The 18,236-nt window shown below is 71.3% G+C and carries 14 protein-coding genes; 13 read left to right on the top strand and 1 reads right to left on the bottom strand.

The window, feature by feature from the left end:
* Window positions 1-35 precede the first annotated feature (35 nt).
* The 13 genes from ACZ6Y1_RS15545 to ACZ6Y1_RS15485 all read left to right on the top strand — a co-directional run bounded on the left by ACZ6Y1_RS15545 (window position 36) and on the right by ACZ6Y1_RS15485 (window position 14,526).
* The gene (locus ACZ6Y1_RS15545; RefSeq protein ID WP_469628493.1) at window positions 36-1,730 is read left to right on the top strand and encodes a UDP-N-acetylmuramoyl-L-alanyl-D-glutamate--2,6-diaminopimelate ligase; all 1,695 of its coding nucleotides are present in this window, start codon (window positions 36-38) and stop codon (window positions 1,728-1,730) included.
* Entirely contained in the window at window positions 1,727-3,145 is a 1,419-nt protein-coding gene (locus tag ACZ6Y1_RS15540) for a UDP-N-acetylmuramoyl-tripeptide--D-alanyl-D-alanine ligase (protein ID WP_469628491.1), read from the top strand. Before ACZ6Y1_RS15545 ends, ACZ6Y1_RS15540 begins: the two co-directional genes overlap by 4 nt.
* Complete coding sequence (gene mraY / locus ACZ6Y1_RS15535) at window positions 3,142-4,212, top strand: phospho-N-acetylmuramoyl-pentapeptide-transferase (protein ID WP_376660688.1); 1,071 nt, start codon at window positions 3,142-3,144, stop codon at window positions 4,210-4,212. The genes ACZ6Y1_RS15540 and mraY overlap by 4 nt, the downstream gene beginning before the upstream one ends.
* Complete coding sequence (gene murD / locus ACZ6Y1_RS15530; RefSeq protein ID WP_469628489.1) at window positions 4,194-5,771, top strand: UDP-N-acetylmuramoyl-L-alanine--D-glutamate ligase; 1,578 nt, start codon at window positions 4,194-4,196, stop codon at window positions 5,769-5,771. The genes mraY and murD overlap by 19 nt, the downstream gene beginning before the upstream one ends.
* A 70-nt stretch (window positions 5,772-5,841) precedes the next feature.
* Window positions 5,842-7,203: a putative lipid II flippase FtsW gene (gene ftsW, locus ACZ6Y1_RS15525; protein WP_469628486.1), complete on the top strand. Its 1,362-nt coding sequence runs from the start codon at window positions 5,842-5,844 to the stop codon at window positions 7,201-7,203.
* Window positions 7,204-7,209: 6 nt separating this feature from the next.
* Complete coding sequence (murG, locus tag ACZ6Y1_RS15520) at window positions 7,210-8,304, top strand: undecaprenyldiphospho-muramoylpentapeptide beta-N-acetylglucosaminyltransferase (protein WP_469628482.1); 1,095 nt, start codon at window positions 7,210-7,212, stop codon at window positions 8,302-8,304.
* Between the two features lie 16 nt (window positions 8,305-8,320).
* Window positions 8,321-9,190 (top strand): cell division protein FtsQ/DivIB, encoded by an 870-nt coding sequence (locus ACZ6Y1_RS15515; protein ID WP_469628479.1) that lies wholly within the window; start codon window positions 8,321-8,323, stop codon window positions 9,188-9,190.
* 277 nt (window positions 9,191-9,467) lie between these two features.
* Window positions 9,468-10,673, top strand: a complete 1,206-nt coding sequence (ftsZ, locus tag ACZ6Y1_RS15510; protein WP_469628476.1) for a cell division protein FtsZ — start codon at window positions 9,468-9,470, stop codon at window positions 10,671-10,673.
* Window positions 10,670-11,401, top strand: a complete 732-nt coding sequence (gene pgeF / locus ACZ6Y1_RS15505; RefSeq protein ID WP_469628474.1) for a peptidoglycan editing factor PgeF — start codon at window positions 10,670-10,672, stop codon at window positions 11,399-11,401. The genes ftsZ and pgeF overlap by 4 nt, the downstream gene beginning before the upstream one ends.
* Entirely contained in the window at window positions 11,401-12,120 is a 720-nt protein-coding gene (locus ACZ6Y1_RS15500; RefSeq protein ID WP_469628471.1) for a YggS family pyridoxal phosphate-dependent enzyme, read from the top strand. Before pgeF ends, ACZ6Y1_RS15500 begins: the two co-directional genes overlap by 1 nt.
* Window positions 12,121-12,269: 149 nt before the next feature.
* On the top strand, window positions 12,270-12,890 hold the full coding sequence (locus ACZ6Y1_RS15495; protein WP_469628468.1) for a cell division protein SepF: 621 nt from the start codon (window positions 12,270-12,272) through the stop codon (window positions 12,888-12,890).
* 60 nt (window positions 12,891-12,950) lie between these two features.
* Window positions 12,951-13,247, top strand: coding sequence for a YggT family protein (locus tag ACZ6Y1_RS15490; RefSeq protein WP_362299998.1), 297 nt, complete (start codon window positions 12,951-12,953; stop codon window positions 13,245-13,247).
* An 82-nt stretch (window positions 13,248-13,329) separates the two neighbouring features.
* A complete protein-coding gene (locus ACZ6Y1_RS15485; protein WP_469628464.1) occupies window positions 13,330-14,526 on the top strand; it encodes a DivIVA domain-containing protein in 1,197 nt (398 codons plus the stop codon).
* 490 nt (window positions 14,527-15,016) lie between these two features.
* On the opposite strand, the gene ileS is transcribed toward ACZ6Y1_RS15485, so the two are convergent.
* Window positions 15,017-18,163, bottom strand: coding sequence for an isoleucine--tRNA ligase (ileS, locus tag ACZ6Y1_RS15480; protein ID WP_469628461.1), 3,147 nt, complete (start codon window positions 18,161-18,163; stop codon window positions 15,017-15,019).
* Window positions 18,164-18,236: the final 73 nt, after the last annotated feature.

Genomic DNA, 18,236 nt, shown 5'->3' with positions numbered 1-18,236 from the left:
GGCCGTCCCGGCCCGAAAAGCGTGAGGCACCATCAGTGACAACGATCACCCCGAAACCAGGGAACCAGTCGGCCGACGGCGCGGAGGCCGGGCCCTCACTTCGCGGGCGGCCCGCCGCGCCCGGTACGCTCACCGCCGTGCCCCACGCTGATCAGCCCAGAACCACCCAGAAGGACGCCCCGGCAGTGCCGCCGGGAGCGCCGCGGCCCGCGTCCGTCCGCCCGACCGCGCTCGGCGAGCTGGCAGCCCTGCTGGGGCTGCCCGAGCCGGCCGACGCGGCGATCACCGGCATCACGCACGATTCCCGTGCCGTCCGCCCGGGCGACCTGTACGCGGCCCTCGCCGGCGCCAGGACCCACGGCGCCGACTACACCGCCCAGGCCGCGGGCCTCGGCGCGGCCGCCGTGCTGACCGACCCCGCGGGGGAGGAGCGCGCGGCCGCCACCGGACTGCCCGTCCTGACCGTCGACGACCCGCGCGCCCGGATGGGCGAGCTCGCCGCCGCCGTCTACGGCAGTCCCGGTGAGGACCTGCTCCAGATCGGGATCACCGGTACCTCCGGCAAGACCACCACGGCGTACCTCGTCGAAGGCGGCCTGCGCGCCGCGGGCCGCCGCACAGGGCTCGTGGGCACCGTCGAGATGCGCATCGGCGACGAGCGCATCAAGTCCGAGCGCACCACCCCCGAGGCCACCGACCTCCAGGCGCTCTTCGCGGTCATGCGCGAACGCGGGGTCGAGGCCGTCGCCATGGAGGTCTCCAGCCACGCCCTGGTGCTCGGCCGGGTCGACGGCTGCGTCTTCGACGTCGCCGTCTTCAACAACCTGAGCCCGGAACACATGGAGTTCCACACCGACATGGAGGACTACTTCCAGGCGAAGGCGGGGCTCTTCACCCCCCGCCGCGCCCGCCTGGGCGTGGTCAACCTCGACGACGAGTACGGCCGCCGCCTCGCCAAGGAGGCCACCGTCCCGGTCGTCACCTTCTCCGCGGTCGGTGACCCGGCCGCCGACTGGCGCGCCGAGGACGTGGTCTTCGGGCCGGCGAGCTCCACGCTGACCCTGCTGGGCCCCGGAGGACAGCGCGTACGGGCCACCGCGCCGCTGCCCGGCCCGTTCAACGTCGCCAACACCGTCGCCGCGATCGTCACGCTCGCCGCCGCCGGCCTCGACCCGCAGACCGCCGCCGACGGCATCGCCGCGGTCCCCGGGGTCCCCGGCCGGCTGGAGCGGGTGGACGCGGGACAGCCGTACCTGGCCGTCGTCGACTACGCCCACAAGACGGACGCCGTCGAGTCGGTCCTGCGCGCGCTGCGCGAGGTCACCACCGGCAAGCTGCACATCGTGCTCGGCTGCGGCGGCGACCGCGACACCACCAAGCGCGCCCCGATGGGCGCCGCGGCCGCCCGGTACGCCGACGTGGCCGTCCTGACCTCCGACAACCCGCGCTCCGAGGACCCCCTCAAGATCCTTGCCGCGATGTTCGAGGGCGCGGTGTCCGTGCCGGCCGCCGAGCGGGGCACCGTCCTCGTGGACGCCGACCGGGCCGCGGCCATCGCCGCCGCCGTCGCGCGCGCCGAGCCCGGCGACACCGTGCTGGTGGCCGGCAAGGGTCACGAGCAGGGCCAGGACACCGCGGGCGTCGTACGCCCCTTCGACGACCGCGAGGTGCTCCGCGCGGCCATCGAGACCCAGCAGAGCAGCGCCCGACAGGCCGAGGTGAACCAGTGATCGCCCTTTCCCTCGCCGAGATCGCCGACATCACCGGCGGGCGGCCCCACGACATACCGGATCCGTCGGTGCGGATCAGCGGACCCGTGGTCATCGACTCCCGCCAGGTGGAGGCCGGCAGCCTGTTCGCCGCCTTCGAGGGCGAGCACGTCGACGGCCACGACTACGCCGAGCGCGCGGTCGCCGCCGGAGCCGCGGCCGTCCTCGCGGCCCGGCCGGTCGGCGTGCCCGCCGTCGTCGTCCCGGACGTGGAGAAGGCGCTCGGCGCCCTCGCCCGGGCCGTCGTCGAGCGGCTCGGCACCGACGTGGTGGCCCTGACCGGTTCCGCCGGGAAGACCTCCACCAAGGACCTCATCGCCCAGGTGCTCCAGACCCACGCGCCCACGGTGTGGACACCCGGATCCCTCAACAACGAGATCGGCCTGCCGCTCACCGCGCTCAAGGCCACCGCCGAAACCCGTCACCTGGTCCTGGAGATGGGGGCCCGCGGGATCGGCCACATCGCCTACCTCACCGGCCTGACCCCGCCGAGGATCGGCCTCGTCCTCAACGTCGGCACCGCCCACATCGGCGAGTTCGGGGGCCGCGAGCAGATCGCACAGGCCAAGGGAGAGCTGGTCGAGGCCCTCCCGGCCGAGGCCGAGGGCGGCATCGCCGTCCTCAACGCCGACGACCCTCTGGTACGTGCGATGTCCGCCCGCACCAAGGCCCGTACCGTCCTGTTCGGTGAGGCCGACGACGCCGAAGTCCGGGCCACCGAGGTCCGGATGACGCCTTCGGGACAGCCCTCCTTCACACTCCACACACCGACCGGGTGCAGCGATGTGACCTTGCGGCTGTACGGTGAGCACCACGTGTCGAACGCGCTCGCCGCGGCCGCCGTAGCCCATGTACTGGGAATGTCCGTCGAGGAGATCGCCACCGCGCTCTCCGGGGCGGGCACGCTGTCCCGGTGGCGGATGGAGGTCACCGAGCGGGCGGACGGTGTGACGATCGTCAACGACGCCTACAACGCGAATCCCGAGTCCATGCGGGCCGCACTGCGCGCACTTGTCGCGATGGGCGGCCCGGCCAGGGCGAACGGGGGGCGTACGTGGGCGGTGCTCGGTCCCATGGCCGAACTCGGTGACGAATCGCTCGCCGAACACGACGCGGTGGGACGGCTCGCCGTCCGGCTCAACGTGAGCAAGCTCGTCGCAGTCGGGGGCAGGGAAGCGTCCTGGCTGCAACTGGGCGCATATAACGAGGGTTCGTGGGGTGAGGAGTCGGTGCTCGTGTCCGACGCGCAGGCGGCGGTCGACCTGTTGCGCAGTGAACTGCGCCCGGGGGACGTCGTGCTGGTGAAGGCTTCCAGGTCGGTCGGTCTGGAGCGGGTGGCGCTGGCGCTGCTCGAGGGCGAGGTCGCCGGCCGATGAGGCAGATCCTGTTCGCCGGTGTCATCGGCATGTTCCTCACTGTCATCGGCACCCCGCTGCTCATCAAGCTGCTGGCCCGCAAGGGCTACGGCCAGTTCATCCGCGACGACGGCCCCCGCGGCCACGCGGGCAAGAAGGGAACGCCCACCATGGGCGGTATCTCCTTCATCCTGGCCACGATCGTCGCGTACGTCCTGACGAAGGTCATCACGGGCAGTGAGCCGACCTTCTCGGGCCTGCTCGTCCTGTTCCTGATGGCGGGCATGGGCCTGGTCGGCTACCTGGACGACTACATCAAGATCGTCAAGCGGCGCTCGCTCGGTCTGCGCGCCAAGGCCAAGATGTCCGGCCAGCTGATCGTCGGCATCGCCTTCGCGGTGCTCGCACTGCAGTTCAAGGACTCGCGCGGGCTCACCCCGGCCTCCACCAAGCTGTCGTTCGTCACGGACTTCGGCTGGTCGATCGGACCGGTGCTGTTCGTGGTCTGGGCGCTGTTCATGATCCTGGCCATGTCCAACGGCGTGAACCTGACCGACGGCCTCGACGGTCTGGCCACCGGCGCCGCGGTGATGGTCTTCGGCGCGTACACCTTCATCGGGGTGTGGCAGTTCCAGGAGTCCTGCGCCAACGCGGCCACGCTGACCAACCCCAACGCGTGCTTCGAGGTGCGCGACCCCCTCGACCTGGCGGTCGTCGCGTCGGCCCTCATGGGCGCCTGCTTCGGCTTCCTGTGGTGGAACACCTCGCCCGCCAAGATCTTCATGGGCGACACCGGTTCGCTGGCGCTCGGCGGCGCGCTCGCCGGCCTCGCGATCTGCTCCCGCACGGAGTTCCTGATCGCCCTGCTCGGCGGCCTGTTCGTCCTCATCACCATGTCGGTCGTCATCCAGGTCGGCTCCTTCAAGCTGACCGGCAAGCGCGTCTTCCGGATGGCACCGCTGCAGCACCACTTCGAACTCAAGGGCTGGTCCGAAGTCCTCGTCGTCGTGCGGTTCTGGATCATCCAGGGCATGTGCGTGATCGTGGGACTCGGCCTCTTCTACGCGGGATGGGCAGCCGACAAGTGAGCACCACCGACCTGGCCGACGCGCTCGGCCCCGATGCCCTGGGCCGGTTCGGTCTGCCAGGCCGGATCACCGTCGCGGGCCTGGGCATCAGCGGCATCAGCGCCGCCCGGGCCCTGGCCCGGCTGGGTGCCGCCGTGACCGTCGTCGACAACGGCGACGGCGACGCGCACCGCGCGAAGGCCGCCGAGCTCGCGGAGCTGGGCATCGAGGTCCGCCTGGGCCGCCTGGAGAGCGGCGGGCACGCGGGCGAGACCCTCCCCGAGGGCACCGAGCTGGTCGTCACCTCGCCCGGCTGGAAGCCGGACAGCCCGCTCTTCCTGGAGGCGGCCAAGGCCGGTGTGGACGTCGTCGGCGACGTCGAGATCGCCTGGCGCCTGCGCGAAGCGGGTGTGGAGCTCCGCGCCGCCCGCGCCCAGGCCGCCCCGAAGGGCGCCCCGGGCGGTGCACCGGGCACCGCCGGCGCGGCCGAATGGCTCGCCATCACCGGGACGAACGGCAAGACCACCACCACCCAGATGCTGGCCTCGATCCTGAAGGCCGCGGGGCTGCGCACCGCCGCCGTCGGGAACATCGGCACCCCGATCATCGACGTGGTCCTCGGCGAGCAGGCGTACGACGTACTCGCCGTCGAGCTCTCCAGTTACCAGCTGCACTGGGCGCCCTCGCTGCGCGTCCACTCCGCGGCCGTGCTCAACCTGGCCCCGGACCACCTCGACTGGCACGGCTCGATGGAGGCGTACGCCGCCGACAAGGGCCGGATCTACGAGGGCAACACGGTGGCCTGCGTCTACAACGTGGCGGACAAGGCCACCGAGGACCTGGTCGTGGAGGCCGACGTCGAAGAGGGCTGCCGCGCCATCGGCTTCACCCTCGGCGCCCCGGGTCCCTCCATGCTCGGTGTCGTCGACGGCATCCTCGTCGACCGCGCCTTCGTCGAGAACCGGCAGAAGAACGCCCAGGAACTCGCGCACGTCGAGGACGTCAACCCGCCCGCCCCGCACAACATCGCCAACGCGCTCGCCGCGGCGGCCCTGGCCCGCGCCTTCGGCGTGGAGCCGCGTGCGGTCCGCGACGGGCTGCGCGACTTCCGCCCGGACGCCCACCGCGTCGCGTACGTGGACGAGGTCGACGGGGTCACCTACATCGACGACTCCAAGGCCACCAACACGCACGCCACCGAGGCCTCCCTCGCCTCCTTCGAGCCGGTCGTCTGGATCGCCGGCGGCCTCGCCAAGGGCGCCACTTTCGACGAGCTGGTCCGCAAGGCCGCGAAGCGGCTGCGCGCCGCCGTGCTGATGGGCGCCGACCGGGCGCTGATCGCCGAGGCGTTGGCGCGACACGCGCCCGAGGTCCCGGTCGTCGACCTCGACCGGACCGACACTGGGGCGATGCTCGCAGCGGTCCGGGAAGCGGCCCGGCTCGCCGAGCGCGGCGACACGGTCCTGCTGGCGCCCGGCTGCGCCTCGATGGACATGTTCGCGAACTACAACGAGCGTGGGGACGCGTTCGCAGACGCGGTGCGTGAACTGGCCGCCGGGAGCGACGCGAACACGGCCTGAGCCGGGGGCTCCGGGAGCGGTTCCCTCCGGCCGGCGGCTCGCTCCGTACGAGTGGAGGGGATGATCACAGATGCCGGCCAAGCAGATGCTGCCGGGGCGGCGGCCTTCCGCCGTGAGGGCGCAGGGCCGCAAGCGCCCGGCGGTGACCCCGAAGCGGCCCGCCGGGCGCGGGCCGCTGGCCGGTTTCCGGCGTACGCAGCGGAAGTTGCGCAGGGCCTGGGACCGGCCGCTTACGGCGTATTACCTGATTTTCGGCAGTTCGCTCCTCATCACCGTGCTCGGCCTGGTGATGGTCTACTCGGCCTCCATGATCAAGGCGCTCCAGCTCGGGCTGGGCGACGCCTACTTCTTCAAGAAGCAGTTCCTCGCGGCCCTCATCGGCACCGGGCTGATGTTCGCCGCCTCCCGGATGCCCGTCAAACTCCACCGGGCGCTGTCCTATCCGGTGCTCGCCGGCACGCTCTTCCTGATGGTCCTCGTCCAGATCCCCGGGATAGGGGTGGCCATCAACGGCAACCAGAATTGGATCTCCCTTGGCGGTCCGTTCATGTTGCAGCCCAGTGAGTTCGGCAAGCTCGCACTGATCCTGTGGGGCGCCGACCTGTTGGCGCGCAAGGGCGACAAGGGGCTGCTCAGCCAGTGGAAGCACCTGCTGGTGCCGCTGGTCCCGGTGGCCTTCCTGCTGCTCGGGCTGATCATGCTGGGCGGGGACATGGGCACCGCGATGATCCTCGGCGCCATCCTCTTCGGCCTGCTGTGGCTGGCGGGGGCGCCGACGCGGATGTTCGTCGGGGTGCTGGTCTTCGCTGGTGCGATCGTCGCCCTGCTCATCAAGACGAGCCCCCACCGGATGGACCGGCTGGAGTGCATCGGCGCGACGGACCCGGGCAAGAACGACCTCTGCTGGCAGGCGGTCCACGGGATCTACGCCCTCGCATCCGGTGGATGGTTTGGTTCCGGGCTGGGTGCCAGTGTGGAAAAATGGGGCCAACTACCCGAAGCCCACACCGACTTCATCTTCGCCATCACCGGGGAGGAACTGGGTCTGGCGGGGACGCTGTCGGTGCTCGCCCTGTTCGCGGCTCTAGGCTATGCGGGTATCCGCGTGGCCGGACGCACGGAGGACTCCTTCGTACGGTTTGCCGCGGGAGGCGTGACCACCTGGATCACGGCCCAGGCCGTGATCAACATCGGTGCGGTGCTCGGCCTGCTGCCGATCGCCGGTGTCCCGCTCCCGCTGTTCTCCTACGGAGGGTCGGCCCTGCTGCCGACCATGTTCGCGGTCGGACTCCTCATCGCCTTCGCGCGGGAGGAGCCGGCGGCGCGCGCGGCCCTGGCGATGCGACAGCCGAAGACGGGCTGGTGGCGGACCGGGGTGAGATGGAAGTCGATGAGACGGCGCGTCAAGAGGCGTCCGTCCGGAGAGCGGTGAATTTCGGTGCATGTCGTACTCGCCGGTGGGGGGACCGCCGGCCACATCGAGCCGGCGCTCGCCCTCGCGGACGCCCTGCGCAGGCAGGACCCTTCAGTGGGCATCACCGCCCTCGGCACCGAGCGCGGACTGGAGACCCGCCTGGTGCCGGAACGCGGCTACGAGCTGGGCCTGATCCCCGCCGTCCCGCTGCCCCGCAAGCCCACGCCCGAGCTCATCACCGTCCCCGGACGGCTGCGCGGCACCATCAAGGCCGCCGAGGAGATCCTGATCCGCACCAAGGCCGACTGCGTCGTCGGCTTCGGCGGCTACGTGGCCCTCCCCGGCTACCTCGCGGCCAAGCGGCTCGGGGTGCCGATCATCGTCCACGAGGCCAACGCCCGCCCCGGTCTGGCCAACAAGATCGGCTCCCGCTACGCGCACGCCGTCGCCGTCTCCACCCCGGACAGCAAGCTGCGCGGCGCCCGCTACGTCGGCATCCCGCTGCGCCGCTCCATCTCCACTCTCGACCGGGCCGCCGTACGCCTCGAGGCGCGCGCCGCCTTCGGTCTGGACCCCAACCTGCCGACGCTGCTGGTCTCCGGCGGCTCGCAGGGCGCCCGCCGCCTCAACGAGACGATCCAGCAGGTCGCCCCGAACCTCCAGCGCGCCGGCGTCCAGATCCTGCACGCCGTCGGTCCGAAGAACGAACTGCCGCGTGTCGACAACATGCCCGGGATGCCGCCCTACGTGCCGGTACCGTACGTGGACCGGATGGACCTCGCGTACGCCGCCGCGGACATGATGCTGTGCCGCGCGGGCGCGATGACCGTCGCCGAACTCTCCGCCGTCGGGCTGCCCGCCGCCTACGTCCCGCTGCCGATCGGCAACGGCGAACAGCGGCTCAACGCCCAGCCGGTGGTCAAGGCCGGCGGCGGCCTGCTCGTCGACGACGCGGAACTGACGCCCGAGTGGGTGCTCGGCCAGGTCCTGCCGGTGCTGTCCGACCCGCACCGCCTGTACGAGATGTCCCGAGCCGCAGGCGAGTTCGGCCGCAGGGACGCCGACGAGCTGCTGGTCGGGATGGTGTACGAGGCGATCGCGGCGCACAGGAGCGCCTGAGGCAGGAGGCACAGGAGTGGCCGGAGCAACGACCGCGCAACGCGGCAACCCGGGCTCTGACCGGCCCGCCCGCAAGGGTGGCACCGGCTCTCCGAAGCCCCCCAGGGCGCCCAGGACACCCAAGCCGCCCAAGGCGTCCGAGCCCGGGAAGCGGTCCGGCCCGCGGGGCCCCGGCGCACGCCTGCGCCGCGGCCCCGTGCTGCTGGCCGCCCTCGCGGCCGCACTGCTCCTCGCCGGGGGCGGCATGTGGGTGCTCTACGGCTCCTCCTGGCTGCGCGTCGAGAAGGTCACCGCCGCCGGCACCGAGGTGCTGACCCCCGAACAGGTCGTCGCCGCCGCGGCGGTGCCGGTCGGCGCGCCCCTCGTCGGCGTCGACACCGACGAGATCGCCGACCGCGTCCGCGGCCGTCTGCCCCGCATCGATTCGGTCGACGTGGTGCGGGCCTGGCCGCACGGAATCGGGCTGAAAGTGACGGAACGCAAACCGGTCCTGCTCATCAAAAAGGACGCCAACTTCGTGGAAGTGGACGCAGCGGGTGTGCGTTTCGACACGGTTCCGAAAGCGCCGGCCGGTGTCCCGGTCCTCGAATTGAACGCGGGAGGCTCCCCGAGCGCCCGCCGCTTCGACGAGGAACGGCTGCTGCGCGAGGCCGTGCTCATCGCGGGAGCCCTCCCGGAGCCGGTCGCGAAGCAGACGGTGCAGGTCAAGGTGGGTTCGTACGATTCGGTGGTCCTGGAGCTCACCGGGGGGCGGTCCGTGACGTGGGGGAGCGGTGAGCAGAGCGAAGCGAAGGGGCGCGCGCTGACCGCTTTGCTCAAGGCCGCGCCCAAGGCCGGTCACTTCGACGTGAGCGTTCCCACCGCCCCTGCGGTGTCCGGGAGTTGACTCCCGGTCGAACAGCGGAGCACCCTGGTTGGCCAGCGATACGGGTGATCACATAGGGTGAAAAGAAAAACGGGAGGTTCGGCGTGTTCGTTGAACACGCGCTACTTGTCGACTTAGTGTCCTGTTCGGAAGAGTCCGAGGAACAGGCACACCCCTAACCCTAAACTTCAGGGTGAGGGTTCGGGTCGGCGCGTTCGGACCGTCCCTATTTCGGCATCAGTCGTCGCAACGCAGACCGCGAGGCGACGACACGTAATCGAGGCGAGAGGCCTTCGACGTGGCAGCACCGCAGAACTACCTCGCAGTCATCAAGGTCATCGGTGTCGGCGGCGGTGGTGTCAATGCCATCAACCGAATGATCGAGGTCGGTCTCAAGGGCGTCGAGTTCATCGCCATCAACACGGACGCGCAGGCGCTGTTGATGAGCGACGCCGACGTCAAGCTCGACGTCGGCCGTGAACTCACCCGGGGCCTCGGCGCCGGAGCAAATCCGGCCGTCGGTCGCAAGGCGGCAGAGGACCACCGCGAGGAGATCGAGGAGGTCCTCAAGGGGGCCGACATGGTCTTCGTGACCGCCGGCGAGGGCGGCGGCACCGGCACCGGCGGCGCACCCGTCGTCGCCAACATCGCGCGCTCGCTGGGCGCCCTGACGATCGGTGTGGTCACCCGGCCGTTCACCTTCGAGGGCCGGCGCCGCGCGAACCAGGCGGAGGACGGCATCGCCGAGCTCCGCGAAGAGGTCGACACCCTCATCGTCATCCCCAACGACCGCCTGCTGTCCATCTCGGACCGCCAGGTCAGCGTCCTGGACGCCTTCAAGTCGGCCGACCAGGTGCTGCTCAGCGGCGTCCAGGGCATCACCGACCTGATCACCACCCCGGGCCTGATCAACCTCGACTTCGCCGACGTCAAGTCCGTGATGTCCGAGGCGGGCTCGGCCCTGATGGGCATCGGCTCGGCCCGCGGCGACGACCGCGCCGTGGCCGCCGCCGAGATGGCGATCTCCTCGCCGCTGCTGGAGGCGTCCATCGACGGCGCCCGCGGCGTGCTGCTCTCCATCTCCGGCGGCTCGGACCTGGGTCTCTTCGAGATCAACGAAGCCGCGCAGCTGGTGAGCGAGGCCGCGCACCCCGAGGCGAACATCATCTTCGGTGCCGTCATCGACGACGCGCTCGGCGACGAGGTACGGGTCACCGTCATCGCGGCCGGGTTCGACGGCGGACAGCCCCCGGCCCGCCGGGACAACGTCATCGGCGCCGCTTCCACGAAGCGCGACGAGCCGGCCCCGGCCCCCGTCCGCGCCCCGGAGCCGGTCCGTCCGGCCTTCGGCGGACTCGGCACGGTCCCGCCGCGCGAGGAGCCCCCGGTCCCGGTCGAGCCGGCCCCGGCCATGGTCGAGCCCCCCGCGCCGCAGGTCCCCACGGCCCGTCCGTACCAGGACAGCCCGGCCGAGGAACTGGACGTACCGGACTTCTTGAAGTGACACCGGAGCAGCACCACGTGGGCGGCGCCCACTTCGCCTTCACCGACAGGTGGGGCGGAGTGAGCGCCGTTCCGTACGAAGAGCTCAACCTCGGCGGCGCGGTCGGAGACGACCCGGCCGCCGTTCTGGCGAACCGGGCACTCGCCGCGAACTCCCTGGGCCTGGAGCCGGACCACGTGGTCTGGATGAACCAGGTGCACGGCCGGGACGTCGCCGTGGTCCCCGGCCCCTGGGGCGGGGACTCCGCAGTCCCCGCGGTGGACGCGGTGGTGACCGCCCGTCGGGGGCTGGCCCTCGCCGTGCTCACCGCGGACTGCACGCCCGTCCTGCTCGCCGACCCCGTCGCCGGGATCGCGGGCGCCGCCCACGCCGGGCGGCCGGGACTGGTCGCCGGAGTGGTGCCCGCCGTCCTGGAGGCCATGGTCTCCCTCGGCGCCGAGCCCGCCCGGATCACCGCCCGTACCGGACCGGCGATCTGCGGACGCTGCTACGAAGTGCCCGCCGAGATGCGGGAGGCCGTCGCCGAAGCGGTGCCGGCCGCCCGGGCCGAGACCAGGTGGGGGACGCCGGCCGTCGACGTGGTCGCCGGGGTGCACGCGCAGCTCGCCGAGGCGGGGGTGGTGGACGTCCACCGTTCCCCGGTCTGCACACTGGAGTCGAGGGACCACTACTCGTACCGCCGTGACCGGGTGACCGGGCGGCTTGCCGGATATGTCTGGTTGGACTGATGACGGATCGTAAGTCGGAACTCGCCGGTAACCTGGAGCGGGTGGAGGAGCGCATCGCGTCCGCCTGCGCGGCGGCGGGACGCGAGCGGGACGAGGTGACCCTCATCGTGGTCACCAAGACCTACCCCGCGAGCGACGTACGACTGCTGGCGGAGCTGGGCGTCCGTCATGTTGCGGAGAATCGTGACCAGGACGCCGCGCCGAAGGCCGCGGCCTGCGCGGATCTGCCGCTCAACTGGCACTTCGTCGGACAGTTGCAGACCAACAAAGTCCGTTCCGTGGCGGGATACGCGCACGTGGTGCAGTCGGTCGACCGCCCGAAGCTCGTGACCGCCCTCTCGGCGGCCGCGGAGGGAGCGGGGCGCGAGCTCGGCTGCCTCGTGCAGATCGCCCTCGACGCGGAGTCGGGGGAGCGCGGGTCCCGCGGCGGCGCGGCACCGGAGCAGCTGGCGGAGCTGGCGGACCTCGTCGCGAAGGCGCCGGGGCTGCGGATCGACGGGCTGATGACGGTCGCTCCGCTGTCCGGGCAGTACGCGGGACGCGAACAGGCCGCCTTCGAGCGGCTGATGGAATTGTCATCCCGCCTGCGCGCGGACCATCCTGCTGCCACGATGGTGTCGGCCGGGATGAGCGCAGACCTGGAGCAGGCCGTTGCGGCCGGTGCGACACATGTACGCGTCGGCACTGCGGTACTCGGCGCGAGACCCCGCCTCGGGTAACGTCGCGAAGAAAGTCGAACCACAGCAGAAAATATGGTCATTCCCGCAAATGGGCGGGCGGGCCACGTGGATCGCGGGCAGTTGGTGACATTCGTGACACGGCGGCACCTGCGACAGGGCGATCCACCACAGAGCGGAGGACTCAGAGAATGGCCGGCGCGATGCGCAAGATGGCGGTCTACCTCGGCCTCGTGGAGGACGACCGGTACGACAACCCGGGGTACGACCCCGACGACGAGTTCGAGCCCGAGCCGGAACCGGAGCGCGTGGCCCGGGACCGGGATCGCCGACAGCAGCCCGTGCATCAAACGCCCGTACCGGACGAACCGGTACGAGTCGTACAGCCCCCGCCGCAGCGCGAACCCGTCTCAATCCCTGTTGAAAATGGACGTCCTGCGCGAATCGCCCCCGTGGCGTCTATCACACCCGACCGCTCGAACCTGGAGAAGAACGCCCCCGTGATCATGCCCAAGGTCGTCTCCGAGCGGGAGCCGTACCGCATCACGACGCTGCACCCCCGGACCTACAACGAGGCCCGTACCATCGGGGAACACTTCCGTGAGGGCACTCCGGTGATCATGAATCTCACGGAGATGGACGACACGGATGCGAAGCGTCTCGTGGACTTCGCCGCCGGACTCGTCTTCGGTCTGCACGGCAGCATTGAACGCGTGACACAGAAGGTGTTCCTGCTGTCGCCTGCTAACGTCGATGTCACGGCGGAGGACAAGGCCCGCATCGCGGAGGGCGGGTTCTTCAACCAAAGCTAGACCGATCCGTCAGATACGGGACCGGGAACAGAGCGGGAAACGGGGAGAGGGAAGCGCGGGATGGGCGTCGCACTGCAGGTGGTCTACATCGCGCTGATGTGCTTCCTCATCGTGCTGATCTTCCGGCTGGTCATGGACTACGTGTTCCAGTTCGCACGTTCATGGGCACCGGGCAAGGCGATGGTGGTCGTCCTGGAGGCCACCTACACTCTTACCGATCCACCGCTCAAGCTTCTTCGGCGGTTCATCCCGCCGTTGCGTCTCGGGGGCGTGGCACTCGACCTGTCCTTCTTCGTTCTGATGATCATCGTTTACATCCTCATCAGCTTCGTGAGCACCGCTGCGAGAAGCGTGTGAACGATGAGCTTCTCCGCGCGCGCGGGGACAGTCCCGATACGGTCTTGCCGACTGCCGACGACTACGTAGAGGTGAAGAAGACATGCCGCTGACTCCCGAGGACGTGCGGAACAAGCAGTTCACGACCGTCCGCCTCCGAGAAGGCTATGACGAGGACGAGGTCGATGCCTTCCTCGACGAGGTCGAGTCCGAGCTGACGCGCCTGCTGCGCGAGAACGAGGACCTGCGCGCCAAGCTGGCTGCCGCCACGCGTGCCGCCGCGCAGAACCAGCAGCAGCAGGGCATGCGCAAGCCCGAGCCCCAGGACCAGCGTGGCCCCGGCGCCCCCGTGCCCGCGGCCATATCCGGCCCGCCGCAGCAGCCCCAGATGGGTCCGCCGCAGCTTCCGGGCGGCCCGCCGCAGCTTCCGGCCGGCCCCGGCGGACACGGACCGCAGGGTCCCGGCCCGATGGGCGGCCCCATGCAGCAGCACCCCATGGGCGGACCGCAGGGCATGGGTCAGCAGGGCATGGGCCAGCCCTCCATGGGCGGCCAGAACCCGCTCGGCCAGCAGATGCAGCCCATGGGCCAGCAGATGCAGCCGATGGGCCAGCCGATGCAGGGCATGGGCCAGCCGATGCAGCCGATGGGCCAGCCGCAGCAGCAGCTCCCGCAGCAGGGTCCCGGTGGCGACAGCGCCGCCCGCGTCCTGTCGCTGGCGCAGCAGACCGCCGACCAGGCGATCGCCGAGGCCCGCTCCGAGGCCAACAAGATCGTCGGCGAGGCGCGCAGCCGCGCCGAGGGCCTGGAGCGGGACGCCCGCGCCAAGGCCGACGCGCTGGAGCGGGACGCGCAGGAGAAGCACCGCGTCGCGATGGGCTCCCTGGAGTCCGCCCGCGCCACGCTGGAGCGCAAGGTCGAGGACCTGCGGGGCTTCGAGCGTGAGTACCGTACGCGTCTGAAGTCCTACCTGGAGTCGCAGCTGCGCCAGCTGGAGACCCAGGCCGACGACTCGCTCGCCCCGCCGCGCGGTCCGGCCGGTCCGGCGCTGCCGCCGTCGCCGTCCCCGTCGATGGCTCCGGCCGGCGCCATGGGCCACTCCATGGGCGGCCCGTCGATGGGCGGCGGCCCGTCCCCCATGGGCGGTCCCTCGCCGATGGGCGGCCCGTCCTACGGCGGCCAGCAGCAGATGTCCCCGGCGATGACCCAGCCGATGGCTCCGGTCCGGCCGGCGGCTCCGCAGCCGATGCAGGCGCCGTCGCCCATGCGGGGCTTCCTGATCGACGAGGACGACAACTAGGCGCCGCCGCCGCGTCTGTCGGCAGTCGCCTTCACGGGCCGGGCCCGGTTCCCCTTCGGGGGCACCGGGCCCGGCCCGTTTGCGTGCCGTGTGCGGGCGGGCGGGGGTGGCGGGTGCCGCTGCGCGGAGCCGCTCCCCGCCCCGCCTTTCTCCGTTTCCCGGGGGCTCCGCCCCCGGACCCCGCGCCTCGAACGCCGGCGGGGCTTGAGGCGGGGCTCCGTCCCCGGGCCTCCGCGCCGCAGACGTCGGCGGGGCTTGGGGCGGGGCTCCGTCCCCGGGCCTCCGCGCCGCAGACGTCGGCGGGGCTTGGGTCGGGGCTCCGCCCCCGGACCCCGCGCCTCGAACGCCGGCGGGGCTTGAGGCGGGGCTCCGTCCCCGGGCCCCTGCGCCGCAGACGGCGGCGGGGCTTGATGAGCCTCGTCGGCGTTCGAGGCGGGAAACGTGTGTGGCCCGGACCCCGTGACGGGGGCCGGGCCACAGGGGCCGGGCGTTACGCCTTGCGGAGGCGGAACGTCAGGCCGAGGGGCTCGTCCGTGAAGGCCTCGCCGTACGTGGCGTCCGCGTCGCCCGAGGCGAAGTCCGTGGCCAGGACCTCGTCCGCGATGAGCGACGCGTGGTCCGTCAGGGCCGACACGACCTCCGGGTCCGAGGAGGACCAGCGCAGGGCGATGCGGTCCGCCACGTCGAGGCCGGAGTTCTTCCGGGCCTCCTGGATCAGGCGGATCGCGTCACGCGCCAGGCCCGCCAGCCGCAGCTCCGGGGTGATCTCCAGGTCCAGGGCGACCGTCGCGCCCGAGTCGGACGCCACCGACCAGCCCTCGCGCGGGGTCTCCGTGATGATGACCTCCTCGGGGGTGAGCGTGACCTCCTCACCGTTGACCGTGACGACCGCGGAGCCCGCGCGCAGGGCCAGGGAGAGGGCCGCGGCATCGGCGGCCGCGACCGCCTTCGCCACGTCCTGGACGCCCTTGCCGAAGCGCTTGCCCAGCGCCCGGAAGTTCGCCTTCGCCGTCGTGTCGACCAGCGAGCCGCCGACCTCGGAGAGGGAGGCCAGCGAGGAGACGTTCAGCTCCTCCGTGATCTGCGCCTGCAGCTCGGGGGAGAGTGCCTCGAAGCCCACCGCGCCGACCAGGGCCCGGGAGAGGGGCTGACGGGTCTTGACGCCCGACTCCGCGCGCGTGGCGCGGCCCAGCTCGACCAGGCGGCGGACCAGGAGCATCTGCTGGGACAGGGTCCGGTCCACCTGGGTGGCGTCCGCCTCGGGCCACGTGGACAGGTGCACCGACTCCGGGGCCTCCGGGGTGACCGGAGCGACCATGTCCTGCCAGACCCGCTCGGTGATGAAGGGGGTCAGCGGGGCCATCAGTCGGGTCACCGTCTCGACCACGTCGTGCAGCGTGCGCAGCGCGGCCGCGTCGCCCTGCCAGAAGCGGCGGCGCGAACGGCGGACGTACCAGTTGGACAGGTCGTCCACGAAGGAGGAGAGGAGCTTGCCCGCGCGCTGGGTGTCGTAGGCCTCCATGGCGTCCGTGACCTCGGAGACGAGGGTGTGGAGCTCGGAGAGCAGCCAGCGGTCGAGGACCGTGCGGTCGGCCGGGGCCGGGTCGGCCGCGGAGGGCGCCCAGTTCGACGTACGGGCGTACAGGGCCTGGAAGGCGACCGTGTTCCAGTACGTGAGGAGGGTCTTGCGGACGACCTCCTGGATCGTGCCGTGGCCGACGCGGCGCGCCGCCCACGGGGAGCCGCCGGCCGCCATGAACCAGCGCACCGCGTCCGCGCCGTGCTGGTCCATGAGCGGGATCGGCTGGAGGATGTTGCCCAGGTGCTTGGACATCTTGCGGCCGTCCTCGGCGAGGATGTGGCCCAGGCAGACCACGTTCTCGTAGGAGGACTTGTCGAAGACGAGGGTGCCGACCGCCATCAGGGTGTAGAACCACCCGCGGGTCTGGTCGATGGCCTCCGAGATGAACTGCGCCGGGTAGCGCTTCTCGAAGATCTCCTTGTTCTTGTACGGGTAGCCCCACTGCGCGAACGGCATCGAGCCCGAGTCGTACCAGGCGTCGATGACCTCCGGCACGCGGACCGCCGTGTGCGCGCAGCCCTCCGCGGTGCAGGTGAAGGTCACGTCGTCGATGTACGGGCGGTGCGGGTCCAGGGCCGACAGGTCCGTGCCCGTCAGCTCGCTCAGCTCGGCGCGGGAGCCGACGCAGGTGAGGTGGTCCTCCTCGCAGCGCCAGATCGGGAGCGGGGTGCCCCAGTAGCGGTTGCGGGACAGCGCCCAGTCGATGTTGTTGTTCAGCCAGTCGCCGAAACGGCCCTGCTTGACCGAGTCCGGGAACCAGTTCGTCTTCTCGTTCTCCCGCAGCATCGCGTCCTTGACGGCGGTGGTGCGGATGTACCAGGACGGCTGCGCGTAGTAGAGCAGGGCCGTGTGGCAGCGCCAGCAGTGCGGGTAGCTGTGCTCGTAGGCGATGTGCTTGAAGAGCAGGCCGCGCGCGTCGAGGTCGGCGGTCAGCTTCTCGTCGGCCTTCTTGAAGAAGACGCCGCCGACCAGCGGGACCTCCTCCTCGAAGGTGCCGTCGGGGCGGACCGGGTTCACCACGGGCAGGCCGTAGGCGCGGCAGACCGCGAGGTCGTCGGCGCCGAAGGCGGGGGACTGGTGGACCAGACCCGTACCGTCCTCGGTCGTGACGTACTCGGCGTTGACGACGTAGTGGGCCGGCTCGGGGAACTCGACCAGGGAGAACGGACGCTCGTACGTCCAGCGCTCCATCTCCTTGCCCGTGAAGGACTCGCCGGTGGGCTCCCAGCCCTCGCCGAGGGCCTTCGCCAGGAGGGGCTGGGCGACGACGAGGTGCTCCTCGCCGTTCGTGGCGACGACGTAGGTGACCTCGGGGTGCGCGGCGACCGCCGTGTTGGAGACCAGGGTCCAGGGGGTGGTCGTCCACACCAGGAGGGCGGCGCGGCCGGCGAGCGGGCCGCTCGTCAGCGGGAACCGGACGAAGACCGAGGGGTCGACGACGGTCTCGTAGCCCTGCGCCAGCTCGTGGTCGGAGAGGCCGGTGCCGCAGCGCGGGCACCACGGGGCGACGCGGTGGTCCTGGACCAGCAGGCCCTTGCCGAAGATCTCCTTCAGCGACCACCACACGGACTCGATGTACTCGGGGTCCATCGTGCGGTAGGCGTCGTCCAGGTCGACCCAGTAGCCCATCCGGGTCGTGAGCTCGGTGAACGCGTCGGTGTGGCGGGTCACGGACTCGCGGCACTTGGCGTTGAACTCGGCGATGCCGTAGGCCTCGATGTCCTGCTTGCCGTTGAAGCCCAGCTCCTTCTCGACGGCGAGCTCGACCGGCAGGCCGTGGCAGTCCCAGCCGGCCTTGCGGGCCACGTGGTAGCCGCGCATGGTGCGGAAGCGGGGGAAGACGTCCTTGAAGACGCGGGCCTCGATGTGGTGGGCACCGGGCATGCCGTTCGCGGTGGGCGGGCCCTCGTAGAAGACCCACTCGGGGCGGCCCTCGGACTGCTCCAGGGTCTTGGCGAAGATCTTGCTCTCGCGCCAGAAGTCGAGGACCCCGTGCTCAAGGGCGGACAGGTCGACCTGGGCGGGTACCGGGCGGTATTGCGGCGGTGTGGTCATGAGGCTGAACTCTTCCTCCGGCGGTGTGTCACTTCCGTCCGGAGGGACGAGAGCCTGTGTGCTCCCGCGGTAC

This window comes from Streptomyces sp. NPDC053432 (assembly GCF_055585365.1).
Note: the sequence above shows the minus strand (reverse complement) of the source record. Positions and strands in the feature narration are given on the sequence as shown.